The sequence below is a fragment of the Pseudomonas sp. GW821-FHT04C07 genome (genome assembly GCF_059420325.1).
The window spans coordinates 437,277-455,372 of sequence record NZ_JBWKTM010000003.1 but is presented as its reverse complement, the minus strand read 5'-3'; the positions used below and the strand labels follow the sequence as shown (position 1 = coordinate 455,372).

At 60.5% G+C, this 18,096-nt stretch carries 14 protein-coding genes and 3 pseudogenes; 15 read left to right on the top strand and 2 right to left on the bottom strand.

The genetic code is table 11. The features are described 5' to 3' along the window. The first annotated feature begins 72 nt into the window (after window positions 1-72). From gap to AC07UI_RS08830, 8 genes are all read left to right on the top strand, one after another. Entirely contained in the window at window positions 73-1,074 is a 1,002-nt protein-coding gene (gene gap / locus AC07UI_RS08865) for a type I glyceraldehyde-3-phosphate dehydrogenase (RefSeq protein ID WP_494992108.1), read from the top strand. A 117-nt stretch (window positions 1,075-1,191) separates the two neighbouring features. Continuing rightward, window positions 1,192-1,656: a methylglyoxal synthase gene (locus AC07UI_RS08860; protein WP_494992154.1), complete on the top strand. Its 465-nt coding sequence runs from the start codon at window positions 1,192-1,194 to the stop codon at window positions 1,654-1,656. A gap of 79 nt (window positions 1,657-1,735) precedes the next feature. Further along, window positions 1,736-2,251, top strand: coding sequence for an RNA polymerase sigma factor (locus AC07UI_RS08855; RefSeq protein ID WP_494992107.1), 516 nt, complete (start codon window positions 1,736-1,738; stop codon window positions 2,249-2,251). Window positions 2,252-2,377: 126 nt separating this feature from the next. Then, complete coding sequence (locus AC07UI_RS08850; protein WP_494992106.1) at window positions 2,378-3,346, top strand: FecR family protein; 969 nt, start codon at window positions 2,378-2,380, stop codon at window positions 3,344-3,346. A 120-nt stretch (window positions 3,347-3,466) separates the two neighbouring features. Then, entirely contained in the window at window positions 3,467-6,052 is a 2,586-nt protein-coding gene (locus AC07UI_RS08845) for a TonB-dependent receptor (protein WP_494992105.1), read from the top strand. 112 nt (window positions 6,053-6,164) lie between these two features. Beyond that, on the top strand, window positions 6,165-6,773 hold the full coding sequence (locus AC07UI_RS08840) for a biliverdin-producing heme oxygenase (protein ID WP_494992104.1): 609 nt from the start codon (window positions 6,165-6,167) through the stop codon (window positions 6,771-6,773). Between the two features lie 172 nt (window positions 6,774-6,945). Further along, window positions 6,946-7,347 carry a YbaN family protein gene (locus tag AC07UI_RS08835; RefSeq protein ID WP_494992103.1) on the top strand — a complete coding sequence of 134 codons (402 nt, stop codon included), beginning with the start codon at window positions 6,946-6,948 and terminating at the stop codon, window positions 7,345-7,347. 195 nt (window positions 7,348-7,542) lie between these two features. Next, complete coding sequence (locus AC07UI_RS08830; RefSeq protein WP_494992102.1) at window positions 7,543-8,901, top strand: CoA transferase; 1,359 nt, start codon at window positions 7,543-7,545, stop codon at window positions 8,899-8,901. A gap of 129 nt (window positions 8,902-9,030) precedes the next feature. On the opposite strand, the gene AC07UI_RS08825 is transcribed toward AC07UI_RS08830, so the two are convergent. Then, entirely contained in the window at window positions 9,031-9,900 is an 870-nt protein-coding gene (locus AC07UI_RS08825) for a DNA-3-methyladenine glycosylase family protein (RefSeq protein WP_494992153.1), read from the bottom strand. A gap of 32 nt (window positions 9,901-9,932) precedes the next feature. Continuing rightward, window positions 9,933-10,019: pseudogene (locus AC07UI_RS08820) on the bottom strand (hypothetical protein); the annotation flags it as partial. A gap of 387 nt (window positions 10,020-10,406) precedes the next feature. Here AC07UI_RS08820 and AC07UI_RS08815 point away from each other — a divergent pair. The 7 genes and pseudogenes from AC07UI_RS08815 to AC07UI_RS08785 form a co-directional block, all read left to right on the top strand. Next, window positions 10,407-10,490, top strand: a pseudogene (locus tag AC07UI_RS08815) (hypothetical protein); the annotation flags it as partial. Between the two features lie 93 nt (window positions 10,491-10,583). Further along, window positions 10,584-10,717 (top strand): annotated as a pseudogene (locus tag AC07UI_RS08810) (carbamate kinase); the annotation flags it as partial. Between the two features lie 80 nt (window positions 10,718-10,797). Further along, a complete protein-coding gene (locus AC07UI_RS08805; protein WP_494992101.1) occupies window positions 10,798-11,157 on the top strand; it encodes a DUF5064 family protein in 360 nt (119 codons plus the stop codon). A 167-nt stretch (window positions 11,158-11,324) separates the two neighbouring features. Continuing rightward, a complete protein-coding gene (gcsR, locus tag AC07UI_RS08800) occupies window positions 11,325-12,833 on the top strand; it encodes a transcriptional regulator GcsR (protein WP_494992100.1) in 1,509 nt (502 codons plus the stop codon). Window positions 12,834-13,245: 412 nt separating this feature from the next. Further along, complete coding sequence (gene gcvH, locus AC07UI_RS08795; RefSeq protein ID WP_494992099.1) at window positions 13,246-13,629, top strand: glycine cleavage system protein GcvH; 384 nt, start codon at window positions 13,246-13,248, stop codon at window positions 13,627-13,629. Between the two features lie 11 nt (window positions 13,630-13,640). After that, a complete protein-coding gene (gene gcvP / locus AC07UI_RS08790) occupies window positions 13,641-16,493 on the top strand; it encodes an aminomethyl-transferring glycine dehydrogenase (RefSeq protein WP_494992098.1) in 2,853 nt (950 codons plus the stop codon). A gap of 201 nt (window positions 16,494-16,694) precedes the next feature. Next, entirely contained in the window at window positions 16,695-18,071 is a 1,377-nt protein-coding gene (locus AC07UI_RS08785) for an L-serine ammonia-lyase (RefSeq protein ID WP_494992097.1), read from the top strand. The last annotated feature ends 25 nt before the right edge of the window (window positions 18,072-18,096 follow it).

Here is an 18,096-nt window from a genome sequence, read left to right as displayed (position 1 = left end):
AAGGCTTGTTTTCTATTTTTTTACGAATAATCTTGTAATTCCAACAACAAAATTACAGCAGGCGCTTTTCAAATGACTCTACGAATTGCAATCAATGGTTTTGGCCGTATTGGCCGTAACGTCCTGCGAGCACTTTATACCCAAGGCTATCGTCAGGATCTGCAGATCGTCGCCATCAACGATCTGGGGGACAGCGCGATGAACGCGCACCTGCTCAAGTACGACACCGTCCACGGCACCTTTGATGCCGATGTGCAGCACGATCAGGAAAGCCTGACAGTCAACGGTGATCGTATCGCGGTCAGCGCCATCCGCAACCCGGCCGAACTGCCATGGGCTGCCGAGAAGATCGACGTGGTCTTCGAATGCACCGGCCTGTTCACCGACCGCGCCAAAGCTGCTGCCCATATTACTGCCGGCGCACGCAAAGTGATTATCTCGGCACCGGCCAAAGGCGCCGACGCCACCGTTGTCTACGGGGTCAACCACGACATTCTGCGCCAATCGCACCAGATCATTTCCAACGCGTCGTGCACCACCAACTGCCTGGCCCCCGTGGCCCAGGTGCTGCACCGCGAACTGGGCATCGAAAGCGGTTTGATGACCACCATCCACGCCTACACCAATGACCAGCACCTCACCGACGTCTACCACGTCGACCCGTACCGTGCCCGTTCGGCCACACAGAACATGATCCCGAGCAAGACCGGCGCCGCCGAAGCGGTGGGCCTGGTGCTGCCGGAGCTGGCGGGCAAACTGACCGGTATGTCGGTGCGCGTACCGGTGATCAACGTGTCGCTGGTGGACCTGACCGTGCAGCTCAAACGCGAAGCGACAGCCGATGAGGTCAACGCGCTGCTCAAAGACGCCAGCCAGCATTCGAAGATCCTCGGTTACAACACCCTGCCGCTGGTCTCCAGCGACTTCAACCACAATCCGCTGTCGTCAATCTTCGACGCCAACCACACCAAGGTCAGCGGCAAGCTGCTCAAGGTGCTGGCCTGGTACGACAATGAATGGGGCTTCTCCAACCGCATGCTCGATAACTGCCTGGCCCTCTGCAACGCGGAGTAGGTGCTGGCGCAGGCTGCGATCTTTTGATCTTGACGTCCGCATGACCGCTGAAAAAATCGCAGCCTTCGGGCGCTCTGCAACGCCCAATAAAGCGAATCGCCTATGGAACAGCAACCGATGATCGGTATCAGCTTCACCCAGAAAACCATGGCGGCGCGCAAGCGTATCGCCCTGGTCGCCCATGACCACTGCAAGATTTTCCTGTTGGACTGGGCCGAACGGCAAAAGGACAAGCTCGCCCAACACGAACTGGTCGCTACCGGCACCACCGGCCTGCTGCTGAGTAAACGTCTGGGCCTGCCCGTGGAAAGTATGATCAGCGGCCCGTTAGGCGGCGATCAGCAACTCGGTGCACGGATCGCCGAGCAGCGGGTGGATATGCTGGTGTTTTTCTGGGACCCCTTCGAGCCACAACCACACGACCCGGACATCAAGGCGTTGCTGCGGGTTGCGGCGGTCTGGAACATCCCGGTGGCCTGCAATGAATGCAGCGCCGACTACCTGCTCAGCAGTCCGCTGATGGATCAACCGCACTCGTACCGGATTCCCGATTACGAGGCTTACCTGCTGGGCCGTCAGTAACTCTCTCACAAAGTAGTACTTGACCATTCGCGCAGATGATAAGCATTATCATTAACTGCAAAATGGATCAGGTCCTACCGTGAGTCAATCGCGCTTCAACCACGTCTTCCTCGCTCAGCGAGTCTCTCTGCTGCGCACGCTGGAGCGGATGGTCAACAACCACAGCACCGCCGAAGACCTCTTGCAGGAAACCTACCTGCGCGTGACCCGCGCCTTGAGCGAACGGGCGATCGACCACCTGGAACCCTTCGTTTTTCAGACCGCCCGCAACCTTGCTCTGGATCATCTGCGCTCGCTGCGCATCCAGGCCCGGACCCTGCTTGAGGACGTCCCGCTGGATGTGGTGCAAAGCGTCGCCGCGCCGCTGAGCAGTGCCGAAGATGCCGCCCATGCCGAACAGTTGCTCGAACGCTTGAACATCAGCCTCAGCCAACTCAGCCCGCGCCAGCAGCAGATTTTCATTCTCAGTCGCCTGCACGGACACAGCTACCTGGAAATCGCCGAGAAGCTCGGCGTGTCCCTGAGCACCGTACAAAAAGAACTCAAACTGATCATGGCCATCTGCATCGGCGTCGCCGAACGCTTAAACAGCTGATCGGTCTGCCGGATTACTCTTTAATACAGTATGGGTGTCAGACAAATCAGTTTGTTACCCTTAGCCCTCTTTCCAGATATCCATCCAGTAAAGCAGTCGTGCTGCAGACACCACCAAGGAACGCCCGTGACGGACACCGAACGATTCCGCCCGCCAGCCATGGCGCCGGACACCTCCAGCGACAGTGCCATGGACCAGGCGCTGGATTGGCTGATCGTGCTGGAACGTCCGGGCGAAGAGCAAACCCGGCAATTCCACGACTGGTTGGCGGCCTCGCCGTTGCACGCCCAGGCCTTTGCCAAAGCCCAAGCCATCTGGGACGGTCCGCAGGTAGCACAGTGCGCTCAAAGCCTGAGCGCACAGCATAAAAAGTCGATCCTCTCGCGCCTGCGCCCGCACTGGAAGCCGCTCGCCACAGCGGCCGTGTTGGTGCTCGGTTTATTCAGTTTCAGCAACCTGACACTGCGTTTGCAGGCCGATCATCTGACCGTGGTCGGCGAGCGCCAGCGCCTGCAACTGGAGGACGGCTCCCAGGTCCTGCTCAACACCAACTCGGCGTTGTCCAGCACCATCAACGAACAGCAGCGCGTTGCCCGCCTGTTTCAGGGCGAGGCGTTTTTCGACGTGACGGCCAATCGTGGTCAGCCGCTGGAAATCGATGCCGGCCCGGTCAGGGCCAGCGTGCGCGACACCGCATTTGCCGTGCGTTATCTGGACGGAGTGGCCCAGGTCAGGGTTCAGCGCGGTGACGTCGATCTCCAGACGACCCGTGACGACGCGCGAATACGCCTTTCCGCCGGGGACAGCATCCGCATCGGCCCGAACGGTTTTGATCGGCCCGCCAGGCTGGACCTCGACAAGGACCTGGCCTGGGTCCAGGGACGCCTGGTGTTCGAAAACTGCCCGCTGAGCCAGGTGCTGGCTGAACTGCGTCGTTACTACCCGGGCTGGATCATCAACAACAACGCACAGCTTGCCGATGTTGCGGTAACCGGCAACTACCGTCTCGACCAGCCGCTGGAGGTGCTTCGCTCCCTGGCCCACATCACTTCCGCCAGGCTCCAGGAATTCCCGGCACTGGTAATCCTCAACTGATTCGAACTTATTTTTACTCGATAGCCATCGGTAGAACGTCTCGTTATAGCCAATGCAATTGATTCGCATTTTTAATGCTGATCTGCACCTATAAGATTCGTGCGACACGGAGCGCTATCGATGTCCCCTCGCCTCAACAGCCGGTCCCCTTCATCTTCTGCACGCCTGCAAAACGGCACGCTGTCCTTGCTCACCGCCGCCATCCTGCTGGCCAGCGCACCAGCCACCCCGGCCATGGCCGCCACAGCAGCCCAACAACCGACCCACAACATGGGCGATTACACTTTCGCCATCGCCCAGCAGCCGCTGGTGTCGGCACTGAACGCCTTTACCGCCGTCACCGGCTGGCAAGTCGGGCTGCCCGCAGAGCTCGCTGAAGGCGTCGCATCGCCTGGCGTGCGCGGTTCACTGGCGCCGGAAAAAGCGCTGGACCGACTGTTGTCGGGCACCAACCTGAGCTATCGCAAGCTCGGTAACAACAACATCGTTCTGGAAAGGCGTACCAGCGGCGCACTGGCCCTGCAACAAGTGACCATCAGTGCCACTCGTCAGGCACAGGACGTGACCACCGTGCCGAGCACCGTCACGGTTCACGACCGTCAGGAGCTGGACCGCCAGAACGTCAACACCATCAAGGAACTGGTGCGCTACGAGCCGGGTGTTTCGGTGGGCGGTGCCGGTCAACGTGGCGGCATTACCGGCTACAACATCCGTGGCATCGATGGCAACCGGATTCTGACCCAGGTCGACGGCGTCGAAGTCCCCAACGGCTTCTTCAACGGCCCCTATGCCAAGACCCAGCGCAACTTCGTCGACCCGGAAATCGTCAAGCGCGTGGAGATACTCCGCGGCCCGGCGTCAGTGCTCTACGGCAGTAACGCCATCGGCGGCGCGGTCAGCTATTTCACCCTCGACCCGGACGACATCATCAAACCCGGCCAGGACTTCGGCGTACGCCTGAAGACCGGCTACAACTCTTCCGACGAGAGCTGGCTGAAGTCCGGCACTTTCGCCGGCCGCGTCGATCAGTTCGATGGCCTGCTGCACTTGAGTCAGCGCGACGGTCATGAAACCGAGTCCTTCGCCAGCAACAACGGCACCGGGCTGGAGCGCACTGCCGCCAACCCCGAAGACGTGCGCATCACCAACGTGCTGGCAAAACTTGGCTGGAACTACAACGAAGATTCGCGTCTGGGCCTGACCTACGAAAAGTACAAGGACGATCGCGACATCAATCAGAAAAGCGCCGTCGGTGGTCCGTTCAACGCGGGCCAGCCACTGGGTATGTATCGTTCGCGTACCGGTAACGACACCGTTACCCGAGAGCGTTTCGGCCTGGAGAACAACTTCGCTCTCGAGACCACAGTGGCCGATCACCTCAAGTGGAGCCTGAACTACCAGATTGCCAAGACCGACCAAAGCACCCTGGAAAACTACTTCCCGTTCAGCCGCAATGTGATGCGCTCGCGCGACACGCTCTTTGAAGAGCAGCAGTGGGTGTTCGACGCACAATTGGACAAGGCATTTAGCATCGGTGAGACCGATCACCTGCTGACCTACGGCACTACCCTCAAGCAGCAGAAAGTCACCGGCTCGCGCAGCGGTAGCGCTACTTGCCTGGTGGTCGGTCGTGGCTGCACGGCCATCGGTGCAATCAGCCCGGCGGATGTATTGAAGAAGTCCAGCGACTTCCCGGACCCGACCATCAACACCTACAGCCTGTTCGCCCAGGATCAAATCAACTGGAACCAGTGGACCTTCCTGCCGGGCCTGCGCTACGACTACACCCAGCTCAAGCCGCACATCACCCAGGAATTTCTCAACACCGTCGCCGCCGATGGCAAAGGCGCCGTCAGTGACGAGAACAAAACCTGGCAGCGTGTGTCGCCCAAGTTTGGACTGACCTACGCGCTGACCGATCAGTACACCTGGTACGGTCAATACGCCGAAGGTTTCCGCACCCCGACCGCCAAGGCGTTGTACGGACGCTTCGAGAACACCACCACCGGCTACCGCGTGGCGCCTAACCCTGATCTGCAACCGGAAACAAGCAAAAGCTACGAGACCGGCCTGCGCGGCAACTTCGAATCCGGCTCGTTCGATGTGGCGGTGTTCTACAACCAGTATCGCGACTTCATCAATGAAGACGCCGTCACCCCGGGCTACACCGAGCTGACCTTCCAGAGCAGCAACATCAAGCACGCCACCATCAAGGGCATCGAGGTCAAGGGTCGCCTGCAACTGGATGCCTTTGGCGCACCACAAGGCCTCTACAGCCAGGGCTCGGTGGCCTACGCCTACGGTCGCAACAACGACACCGGCGAGCCAATCAACAGCATCAACCCGCTGACCGGCGTGTTTGGCCTGGGCTACGATCAGGACAACTATGGCGCCTTGCTCAGCTGGACGGTGGTCAAGAAGAAAGATCGCGTCGACAACAGCAACTTCAAGTCGCCTGACGGCGTCAGCACCCAGTTCAAATCGCCTGGCTTCGGCATTCTCGACCTCAGCGCTTTTTACAAGGTCACCGACGAGGTCACCGTCAACGCTGGCCTCTACAATCTGACCGACAAGAAGTACTGGCTGTGGGATGACGTGCGCGGCTTCGACAGCGTCGGCGAAGCCGCCGTGATCAGCCCGGCCAACCTCGACCGCCTGACCCAGCCGGGTCGCAACTTCGCGGTCAACCTGATTTGGGATATCTGATCCGGGGTCCTCACTGCGTCGCTCTTATCCATGACGCAATGAGGATTTTTACGCTGCCACGTCTTTCCGTTCGTCTAGTTACAAAGCGCCTCTCATTCTCAAGGACATCTTCATGACCAATCAGGATTCAACCCAGCGCCCAAGCCTGCGCTCCCAGCGTCTGAACCAGATCACAAACGAACCTCATGCCCGACTCGACGCGCTGGTCAAAGCACACGCGCCGTTTGAAACCCAAGCCAGCTTCGCCCGTTTCGTCGTCGCCCAGTACCTGTTCCAGTCGGAGCTGGTGGCGCTGTACAACGACGCTGAACTGATCAGCATCGTCCCGGACCTGCCAGCCCGCTGCCGTGCCGAGCAGGCCAGGGCCGACCTTGCCGATCTCGAGACAGATGTACCGGCATCGGTTGCTGGCGCGGTTAAAAACCCGAGTAAAGCCCAAGCCCTGGGCTGGATCTTCGTTTCCGAGGGCTCGAAACTTGGCGCAGCGTTTTTGATCAAACGTGCCGTCAGCCTGGGCTTGAGCGACACCTTCGGTGCCCGCCACCTGGGCGAGCCGGCTGGCGGTCGTGCCGAAGGCTGGAAGAGCTTCATCAAAACCCTCGACGGGCTTGAGCTCAGCGCCGAAGAAGAAGTCGATGTAGAGAAAGGCGCGATCGACGCATTCAACCGCTTCACCGTATTGCTGGAACAGGCGTACGCCACGGCACCCGAACTAGCCTGAACCGGACATGCTTTTGTAGGAGCAGGGGGGCGCCTAGCCCTTGCCCGCGATGAACGATGACGCAGTCTGTCTGATACACCGCAGCGCATTGATCGCGGGCAAGTCGGATCGCCGCACCGCTCGCTCCTACAGGGTTCGGAGATGTTTCAAAAGAACCGATACAATCAAGCCTATGACCCGCCAATCCCTCCCCACCTCAAAACCCGCCCGCCTCCTCTTTGGCCTGCTGGCCTACGCCAGTCTGGCCTTGGGCCTGATCGCCATCGTCGTGCCAGGTTTGCCGACCACCGAGTTCATCCTGCTGGCCGCCTGGGCTGCGACCAAAAGCTCGCCGCGCCTGAGTGCCTGGCTGGAAAACCATCGGCTGTTCGGGCCGATCCTGAACAACTGGCGCAACGGCAAAATCATCGCCCGTAGAGCCAAGGTCAGCGCCACCCTCAGCATGCTGCTATGCGCCGGGCTAATGCTGGTGATGCTCGACCACGGCTGGCCGATCTACCTGGCCATTGCCGGCATGAGCCTGGGTAATCTGTGGATCTGGTCACGACCGGAAACTGTGCCGCAGACGTCCTGATCCACCGCCCCCTCGCCACAACTTTCGGGGGTAACCCCCGTAGGAGCGAGGCTTGCCCGCGATCAACGATGAGCGGGTTGGTCTGATACACCGCAACGCCCATTTCGCGGGCAAGCCTCGCGCCTACAGATACCCGCGCAGCTTTTGATCTTTTGATCATTAATCTATGATTCCCCCTCTTCCGGAGGGCCTTTGATGACTGATTTTCTGACGTCCATTCATGCTGCACTTGGCTTGCCGCAACCCCCTGAAACCATCCGTTTCACCTCCCTCGGCGCCCTGCCCTCGGCGTTTGCCGTCACCGATCTGGCTGCTGCCAGCATCGCTGCCGCAGGCCTTGCCGTTGCCGAACTGCTTCGCAGCCAGACCGGCCGCTTGCCCGCGCTGGAAGTCGACCGGCGTCTGGCGTCGTTCTGGTTCGCCACCTCACTGCGTCCAGTCGGCTGGAGCGTCCCGCCACTGTGGGACCCGATAGCCGGTGACTACGCCACCCGCGACGGCTGGATCCGTCTGCACACCAATGCACCGCATCACCGCGCCAGCGCCGAACGCGTCCTGGGCCAGTGCGCTGATCGGGCGGCGATGGCCGCCAAGGTCGAACAATGGGGAAAAACCGAGCTGGAACAAGCGCTCGTCGACGCCGGAGGCTGCGCCGCCGAAATGCGCTCCTGGGCGCAATGGCAAGTGCATCCCCAAGGTGTGGCGGTGAATGCCGAGCCGCTGATCCATTTCGCACCGAGCAGCCGTGAAGCCGCAGAAAAATGGCAAGGTTCGGTGGCGCAACCACTGGCCGGGATCAAGGTATTGGACTTGACCCGCGTGCTCGCAGGCCCGATTGCCAGCCGCTTCCTCGCCGGGCTTGGCGCCGATGTGCTGCGCATCGATCCGCCGGATTGGGATGAGCCCGGTGTCATACCAGAGGTGACCTTGGGCAAACGTTGTGCCCGACTGAATCTCCATGACAGCGTCGATCGCGCCGTATTCGAAAGTCTATTGGGGAAGGCCGACATCCTCCTCCACGGCTACCGCGCCGACGCACTGGAACGTCTCGGTTACGGGCAGATTGAACGCCAGAACATCGCTCCTGGCCTGATTGATGTCTGCCTCAACGCCTACGGTTGGAGTGGCCCCTGGCAAAACCGCCGGGGTTTCGACAGCCTGGTACAAATGAGCAGCGGAATTGCCGACGCTGGCATGCTCTGGAAAAAGACCGACAGACCCACGCCGTTGCCGGTCCAGGCACTGGACCATGGGACCGGTTACCTGATGGCCGCCAGCGCGATTCGCGCGCTGACAGAACGCTTGAATCATGGCCACGGCAGCTCGGCCCGATTGTCATTGGCGCGCACCGCGAAGTTGTTGGTGGAGCATGGGCCTGGCAACGCGCAAGAGCCTCTGCGGGCAGAAGATGCAGAGGATCAAGGCATGCTGGTCGAGCAGACAACCTGGGGGCCAGCCCATCGCCTGCAAGTGCCGTTGAAGATTACCGGCTCACCATTGCAGTGGGCATCTCCAGCCTGTGAGTCAGGTTCACATCGGGCGAAATGGTGGTGATTTTAAAGTGACTTTCTCGAGCAAGCCCGCTTGTACAGGCACAGCATGCAGTCCGGATCCGAAGGTCAGTGTCGAGGCATTGCAAGGTTTGATTGCCAGGCCAGAGATCCGTTGAACGGCAATCGATGATCAGCTGAGCGACGTCCAAAGATGCTGTGCCGCATAGGCCCGCCACGGCCGCCAGGCTTCGGCTCGCAATAATAGATGTCGGGCCGTGACCGGCTTGCCTTCGAGGGCCGCCAAGGCATTGATCAACCCCACATCGCCCGATGCAAACGCATCGGGCTCGCGCAACTGGCGGATGGCAATGTACTGCGCCGTCCAGTCACCAATACCGGGTAACTCCAGCAATCTCGCCACACTGTCCTGCAGGCTGGCCTTGGGTTCGAATATCTGCGGATCATCCAGCAAGGCCTGCGCGACCCCAGACAACGTCCTGCCACGACTTTTGGGCATCCCCAATGCAGCGAGATCAGCTGCGGCCATGACCGCCGGCTCCGGGAAGACATGGGTCAACCCCGGCAGTTTCGGGTTCAGTGCGCGCAGCGGCTCGCCATACTGCGCCACCAGCTTACCTGCCAGTTTAATCGCCGCGCCGATGGTGATCTGCTGGCCCAACACCGCCCGGATCGCCAACTCCAGAGCGTCCCATGCTCCAGGTACGCGCAGCCCCGGGCGAGCGGCCGTCAACCGGCCCATCAACGGGTCACGCGCCAATTGCTGATTGATCATCCGCGGCTCAGCCGCCAAATCAAACATGCGCTGCAATCGCCCCAGAATCTGCGGCATAGAGGCCCGGTCCGCAAAACGCACCGTCACCTCAAGTGCATCTCCCGTCCCCGGTTGCACGCTGAGCGTGCCATGGACACCTTTCAGGCTGATGCTGCGTGAATACACGCCATCGGCCACGGTCTCCAACCCGGCAATCGACCGTGCAGCGAGGAAACCGAACATCGCCGACCAGTCATACGGCGGCCGGTAAGGCAGAAAAAGTGTCACTTCTTCTGCACTGCAAACATCGCGCTCAGTCACAACGAAAAGATCCTGCTGCCGATCATCGAACCCACTACCAGAGCGATTAACGCGCTGAGTCGAAGCTTTTGCGTCGGCTGGGTCATTTTTACCTCGGCGTTCAAGTGTTTTCAAACGAGCGAAACTACAACACGTATTCATCCAACCAAGTAATCACAGGGTAATAACGTTTATCAGGTAACGCCACAAACCCTGTCTTGCTTAGAACTAATTATTCTATGCGCCAGCCATCGCTTTGCAGTTCTGTGGTGTGTTGCTGATAAATCAATCACCCAGCGGAAATCGCTATCAGACAGCGCACATTTGATAAAACGGACTAAGTTCATATTTCCAGGCAGTTGAATCCATTCAGCTTTCATATTAGCCACAGCCTCTGGAAAAGGCTTCCACAGCATCCACTGTCATACCGTTGAAATAACCATAAACCGTTCATAAACAATGAAATGTATCCATGCACCGATCCACATCAGTTATTGGGTTACTTCGTCCTGCCGTTCAGTACCCCTGGATATTTCTCCCCGATCTTCGGCGAAGGCAACACTGTGGCTGCCGTCATCCGGCCAATATCGCCCTGGAGCAAGCGCAAAACCCTATGCACACGATCAAGGCGATCCTGCGTCGCGGTGAAACCATGACCGCAACAGGCAGACCCCAAAGTCCAGGCTGCCTGCAAGTTCGCCCACAACACTGGCAAAGTCGCGGTGATCGGTTCACTCTCGGACATCGAAGCGATCGTCCAGGGCAGGCCGGTACTCGCATCAGCACGGCGAAACCCGGGATCAGCGACTACCGAGAAGCTTGCTGCAAGAATTTCGAGGGCAGACCGGTGGTCTGCCCTTCTTCAGCCTTGAAGGAGAGACACCCATGGCCATATTCGAACCCGGGCATTTGCACATCGAGCGCCACGCGCTGCAAAAAGGCGACGTCAGCTATGACCTGTGTATCGACTATGAAGTGGTCCAGGATCCCAAGGAAGGCATAGGCATGCTCTTCACCCTGCACGGGACTGTCGAGGGTAAGGAGCTCAAGGAGTCGTTTTTTCTGCCCAAGGACCAGGCCTTCGATTTTGCTCGCCACGCCACCCATATCGCACAGAAATACGGCATGCCCAAGACCGCCAACATCATCTCGATGCACAAATACTACGACGAGATGTTCGAGGACGTGCGCAAGCAACTCGGTGTCAAATCCGGTGACCCGGTCAAGCCGGAGCATCTGGAGTAAACCTGCTCCGAAATTATCGGCGCAAGGGACATCCACCCCTCACCCTTGGGGAGAGGGCTGGGGTGTGTAGTGGTTTTCGAAACCGACGATAATTTCGACATTTCACCAACTACCCTCCTCCAAGGCATACTTGCCACCCCTCGCATTGCAGAACCGTCAACCGCCCCATGCGTATCCACGTCAGTTTCATCGACCGCGTCGGCATCACCCAGGAAGTCCTGGCCTTGCTCGGCGGGCGAAATCTCAATCTGGATGCGGTGGAAATGGTTCCACCCAACGTCTACATCGACGCCCCGACGTTGAGCCCGCAGGTGCTGGAAGAGCTACGTGATGCACTGTTCAGCGTGCGTGGCGTGCAAGCGGTGACAGTGGTCGACATCCTCCCCGGCCAGCGCCGTCATCTGCAGCTTGACGCTTTGCTCGCGGCGATGACCGACCCGGTGCTGGCTCTGGACAGCGCTGGCAACGTCCTGCTGGCCAACCCGGCGCTCGTTGCCTTGTACGGCCGCGAACCGGCCGGGGAAAGTATCACCGAACTGTTTGCCGATCCGACGCTGCTGGATGCGTTGCTCGAACATGGCTTCCGTCTGCCATTGCGCGAAATCACCGTCAATGGCCAGACCCTGTTGCTCGACGCCACACCGATCACCGACGCCGGGGCTCTGCTGACGCTGTACCAGCCCAATCGCATCGGTGAACGCCTGTCCGCGCTGCATCACGACCATGCCGAAGGCTTCGACGCACTGCTCGGCGAGTCCCCGGCGATCCGTACCCTCAAGGCCCGCGCCCAGCGGGTGGCGGCCCTCGACGCACCGTTGTTGATCCAGGGCGAAACCGGTACTGGCAAAGAGCTGGTGGCCCGCGCCTGTCACGCCATCAGTGCACGCCACAGTTCGCCGTTTCTGGCGCTGAACTGTGCGGCACTCCCGGAAAACCTCGCCGAAAGTGAGCTGTTTGGCTACGCCCCCGGCGCCTTTACCGGCGCCCAGCGCGGCGGCAAGCCGGGGCTGATGGAACTGGCCAACCAGGGCACGGTGTTTCTCGACGAAATCGGCGAGATGTCGCCCTATCTGCAAGCCAAGCTGCTGCGTTTTCTCAACGACGGCAGCTTCCGCCGGGTTGGTGGTGATCGTGAGGTCAGGGTCAATGTGCGGATCCTCAGCGCCACCCACCGCGATCTGGAAAAAATGGTCAGCGAAGGCAGCTTTCGTGAAGACCTGTTCTATCGCCTGAACGTGCTGAATGTCGAAGTCCCGCCGCTGCGCGAACGCGGCCAGGACATTCTGCTGTTGGCGCGCTACTTCATGCAGCAGGCCTGTGCGCAGATTCAGCGTCCGGTCTGTCGCCTGGCTCCCGGCACTTATCCGGCGCTGCTGGGTAACCGTTGGCCGGGCAATGTCCGGCAATTGCAGAACGTGATCTTCCGCGCCGCAGCGATCTGCGAAAGCACGCTGGTGGACATCGGTGATCTGGACATCGCTGGCACTTCCGTGGCGCGCCAGAGCGACACCGAAGTCGACAGCCTGGAACAGGCCATGGAAGAGTTCGAGAAAACCCTGCTGGAAAAACTCTACGTCAATTACCCCTCGACCCGCCAACTGGCCAGCCGCCTGCAAACCTCCCACACCGCCATCGCCCATCGTTTGCGCAAATACGGCATTCCCGGCAAGGTCTGAAGCCATCTGCGCCCTGTAGGAGCGAGGCTTTCCCGCGATTCAGACAATAAGGTGCGCCAGACGTACCGCGTTATCGTTCATCGCGAGCAAGCCTCGCTCCTACGAAGGACGACGCATCAAAAACGACCTCCACCTGTACTGAAAGCGCTACAGTGGAATGATATCGATACACCCCTCGGTAATCTCCGCCATGCAAGGCTTTGATCCTCATAGGCTTTTTTCTTCGCCTTCCGCTGTAGCGATTTCGCTACAGCTATGGATTTATTTGCCCACTCAAAAACACCCAAGCAATTGATTTATAAAGAATAAAAAACATTGGCCGCAATTTTGCTAAGCAATTACTCATTCAGCTCTGCCCTGCACGAGCATTCAATCGCGTCTACCAGACGAGTCTGGCCCCTGAGGAGTTTCCATGAGCGAGTTGCGTTTTACTGAAGATCACGAATGGCTGCGCACCGAAGCTGACGGCAGCGTTACAGTCGGCATCACCGCCTTCGCACAGAACGCCTTGGGCGACGTGGTCTATGTGCAACTGCCAGAACTGCAGTCCTACGACAAAGGCGCCGAAGCCGCCACCGTCGAATCGGTAAAGGCTGCCAGCGGCGTTTACATGCCATTGGACGGTGAAGTGGTTGAAACCAACCCGGCCCTCAACGACAGCCCTGAACTGGTCAACGAAGATCCGCTGGGCGAAGGCTGGTTCTTCCGCTTCAAGCCGACCGACGCCTCGGCTGTCGCCAACCTGCTGGATCAAGACGCCTACGACCGTCTGATCAAAGCCAACGCCGAAGCCTGAGGAATAGCGCCATGACTCAAGTCAACCTGAGCACCGCCAACGAATTCATCGCGCGCCACATCGGCCCGCGTTCGGGCGACGAGCAAGCCATGCTCAACAGCCTGGGCTTCGACTCCCTGGAAGCCCTGAGCGCCAGCGTCATCCCCGACAGCATCAAGGGCACCAGCGTGCTGGACCTGGGCGCCGGCCTTAGCGAAGCCGACGCCCTGGCCTCGATCAAAGCCATCGCCGCCAAAAATCAGCTGTTCAAGACCTACATCGGCCAGGGCTACTACAACTGCCATACGCCATCGCCGATCCTGCGCAATCTGCTGGAAAACCCGGCCTGGTACACCGCCTACACCCCGTATCAACCGGAGATTTCCCAGGGTCGTCTGGAAGCGCTGCTGAACTTCCAGACGCTGATCAGCGACCTCAGCGGCCTGCCGATCGCCAACGCCTCGCTGCTCGATGAAGCCACCGCCGCTGCCGAAGCCATGACCTTCTGCAAACGCTTGAGCAAGAACAAAGGCAGCCACGCCTTCTTCGCTTCCCGCCACTGCCACCCGCAGACCCTCGACGTCTTGCGCACCCGCGCCGAGCCGTTGGGCATCGAGGTGGTGGTCGGCGACGAACGCGAGCTGACCGACGTCAGTGCGTTCTTCGGCGCCCTGCTGCAATACCCGGCCAGCAACGGCGACCTGTTCGACTACCGCGAACTGACCGAACGCTTCCACGCGGCCAACGCCCTGGTCGCGGTGGCCGCTGACCTGCTGGCCCTGACCGTACTGACCCCGCCAGGCGAATTCGGCGCCGACGTGGCCATCGGCAGCGCCCAACGCTTCGGCGTGCCGCTGGGCTTCGGCGGCCCGCACGCGGCGTACTTCTCCACCCGCGATGCGTTCAAACGCGACATGCCCGGCCGTCTGGTCGGCGTGTCCGTAGACCGTTTCGGCAAGCCGGCCCTGCGCCTGGCCATGCAGACCCGCGAGCAACACATCCGCCGCGAGAAAGCCACCAGCAACATCTGCACCGCGCAGGTGCTGCTGGCCAACATCGCCAGCATGTACGCCGTCTACCATGGCCCTAAAGGCCTGACACAGATCGCCCAGCGCATCCATCAGCTGACCGCGATCCTTGCCCAAGGCTTGAGCGATCTGGGCCTGAACGTCGAGCAGGAACACTTCTTCGACACCCTGACCCTGGCCACCGGCGCCAACACCGCCGCCCTGCACGACCAGGCCCGCGCCCAGCGCATCAACCTGCGGGTGGTGGATGGCGAACGTCTGGGTCTGTCGCTGGACGAAACCACCAGCCAGGCTGACGTTGAAACCCTGTGGAGCGTGCTGGCCGACGGCAAGGCCCTGCCGGACTTCGCCGCCCTCGCCGCCTCGGTCGAAAGCCGCATCCCGGCTGCACTGGTGCGCCAATCGCCGATCCTCAGCCACCCGGTGTTCAACCGTTATCACTCGGAAACCGAGCTGATGCGCTACCTGCGCAAACTCGCCGACAAGGACCTGGCCCTGGATCGCACCATGATCCCGCTGGGTTCGTGCACCATGAAACTCAACGCCGCCAGCGAAATGATCCCGGTGACCTGGGCCGAATTCGGTGCCCTGCACCCGTTCGCCCCGGCCGAGCAAAGCGCCGGCTATCAGCAGCTGACCGATGAACTGGAAGCGATGCTCTGCGCCGCCACCGGTTACGACGCCATCTCCCTGCAACCCAACGCCGGTTCCCAGGGTGAATACGCCGGTCTGCTGGCGATCCGCGCGTATCACCAGAGCCGTGGCGAAGACCGTCGCGACATCTGCCTGATCCCCTCGTCCGCCCACGGCACCAACCCGGCGACCGCCAACATGGCCGGCATGCGCGTGGTGGTGACCGCGTGCGATGCCCGCGGCAACGTCGACATCGAAGACCTGCGCGCCAAGGCTATCGAGCACCGCGAACACCTCGCCGCGCTGATGATCACCTACCCCTCGACCCACGGCGTGTTCGAAGAAGGCATCCGCGAAATCTGCGGGATCATCCATGACCACGGCGGCCAGGTGTACATCGACGGCGCCAACATGAACGCCATGGTTGGCCTCTGCGCACCGGGCAAGTTCGGCGGCGACGTGTCCCACCTGAACCTGCACAAGACTTTCTGCATCCCCCACGGCGGTGGCGGCCCGGGTGTCGGCCCGATTGGCGTGAAATCCCATCTGACGCCGTTCCTGCCGGGTCACGCGGCCATGGAGCGCAAGGAAGGCGCGGTCTGCGCGGCACCGTTCGGCAGCGCGAGCATTCTGCCAATCACCTGGATGTACATTCGGATGATGGGTGGCGCGGGCCTCAAGCGTGCCTCGCAGCTGGCGATCCTCAACGCCAACTACATTTCCCGGCGCCTCGAAGAGCACTACCCGGTGCTGTACACCGGCAGCAATGGTCTGGTGGCCCACGAATGCATCCTCGACCTGCGCCCATTGAAAGACAGCAGCGGCATCAGCGTCGACGACGTCGCCAAACGCCTGATCGACTTCGGCTTCCACGCCCCGACCATGTCCTTCCCGGTGGCCGGCACGCTGATGATCGAGCCGACCGAAAGCGAATCCAAGGAAGAACTGGACCGCTTCTGCGACGCCATGATCCGCATCCGCGAAGAAATCCGCGCGGTGGAAAACGGCACCCTGGACCAGGACGACAACCCGCTGAAAAACGCGCCGCACACCGCGGCGGAAATCGTTGGTGAGTGGACGCATCCGTACAGCCGTGAACAGGCGGTGTACCCGGTTGCATCGTTGATCGAAGGCAAGTACTGGCCACCGGTCGGTCGGGTCGACAACGTGTTCGGCGATCGCAACCTGATCTGCGCTTGCCCGTCGATCGAAAGCTACGCTTAAACCAATGAGGGGGCGACTTGCTCGCCCCCTCATGGTCACCACAATACCCTGTGGGAGCGAGCTTGCTCGCGATGGGGCCGTGTCAGTCGACATCAATGCTGCCTGTCACACCGCTATCGCGAGCAAGCTCGCTCCCACAAGGATCTTTGCCAATTCTCAGAATCTGCGTCGATCCTCATTACAAGAAACCGGAGAACAACCATGTCGTTAAGCGTGTTCGACCTGTTCAAGATTGGCATCGGCCCCTCCAGTTCCCACACCGTCGGCCCGATGCGTGCCGCTGCGCGCTTCGTCGAAGGCCTGCGTCGTGAAAACCTGCTGGCGGCAACCACCTGCGTCAAAGTCGAGCTGTACGGCTCGCTCGGCGCTACCGGCAAGGGCCACGGCAGCGACAAGGCCGTGTTACTGGGCCTGGAAGGTGAACACCCGGATACCGTGGATACCGAGACCATTGCTGCCCGCCTGCACGAGATTCGCAGCAACGGACGCTTGAACCTGCTCGGTGAACACAGCATAGAATTCAACGAAAAACTCCACCTGGCGATGATCCGCAAACCCTTGGCCTATCACCCCAACGGCATGATCTTTCGTGCCTTCGATGCCGCCGGTTTGCAGGTTCGCAGCCGCGAGTATTATTCGGTCGGTGGTGGCTTCGTCGTCGATGAAGATGCTGCGGGCGCTGACCGCATTGTCGAAGACACCACGCCGCTGACCTTCCCGTTCAAGAGTGCCAAGGACTTGCTCGGTCATTGCACCACCTACGGCCTGTCCATCAGCCAGGTGATGCTGACCAATGAAAGCGCCTGGCGCCCGGAAGCGCAAACCCGTGCCGGCTTGCTGAATATCTGGCAAGTGATGCAGGACTGCGTCGCCGCCGGTTGCCGCAACGAGGGAATTCTGCCCGGCGGCTTGAAGGTCAAACGCCGTGCGGCAGCGCTGCATCGGCAATTGTGCAAGAGCCCCGAAGCCTCCCTGCGCGATCCACTGTCGGTACTCGACTGGGTCAATTTGTACGCCTTGGCGGTCAACGAAGAAAACGCCAACGGCGGTCGCGTGGTCACTGCACCGACCAATGGCGCAGCAGGGATAATTCCTGCGGTTTTGCACTACTACATGCGCTTTATCCCGGGAGCCAACGAAGACGGTGTGGTGCGCTTTCTGCTCACCGCGGCGGCCATTGGCATTCTGTACAAGGAAAACGCCTCGATCTCCGGCGCCGAAGTCGGCTGCCAGGGCGAGGTCGGTGTCGCCTGCTCAATGGCCGCCGGGGCACTCTGCGAAGTGCTGGGCGGCACCGTGCAGCAAGTGGAAAACGCCGCCGAGATCGGCATGGAACACAACCTCGGACTGACCTGCGACCCCATTGGCGGTCTGGTTCAGGTGCCGTGCATCGAGCGCAACGCCATGGGCTCGGTAAAAGCCATCAATGCGGTGCGCATGGCCCTGCGCGGCGACGGTCAACACTACGTCTCCCTCGATAAGGTCATTCGCACCATGCGCCAGACCGGCGCCGATATGAAAAGCAAATACAAGGAAACCGCCCGCGGCGGTTTGGCGGTCAACATCATTGAGTGCTGATGCGAGCCTGGCTGCATCAGTACAT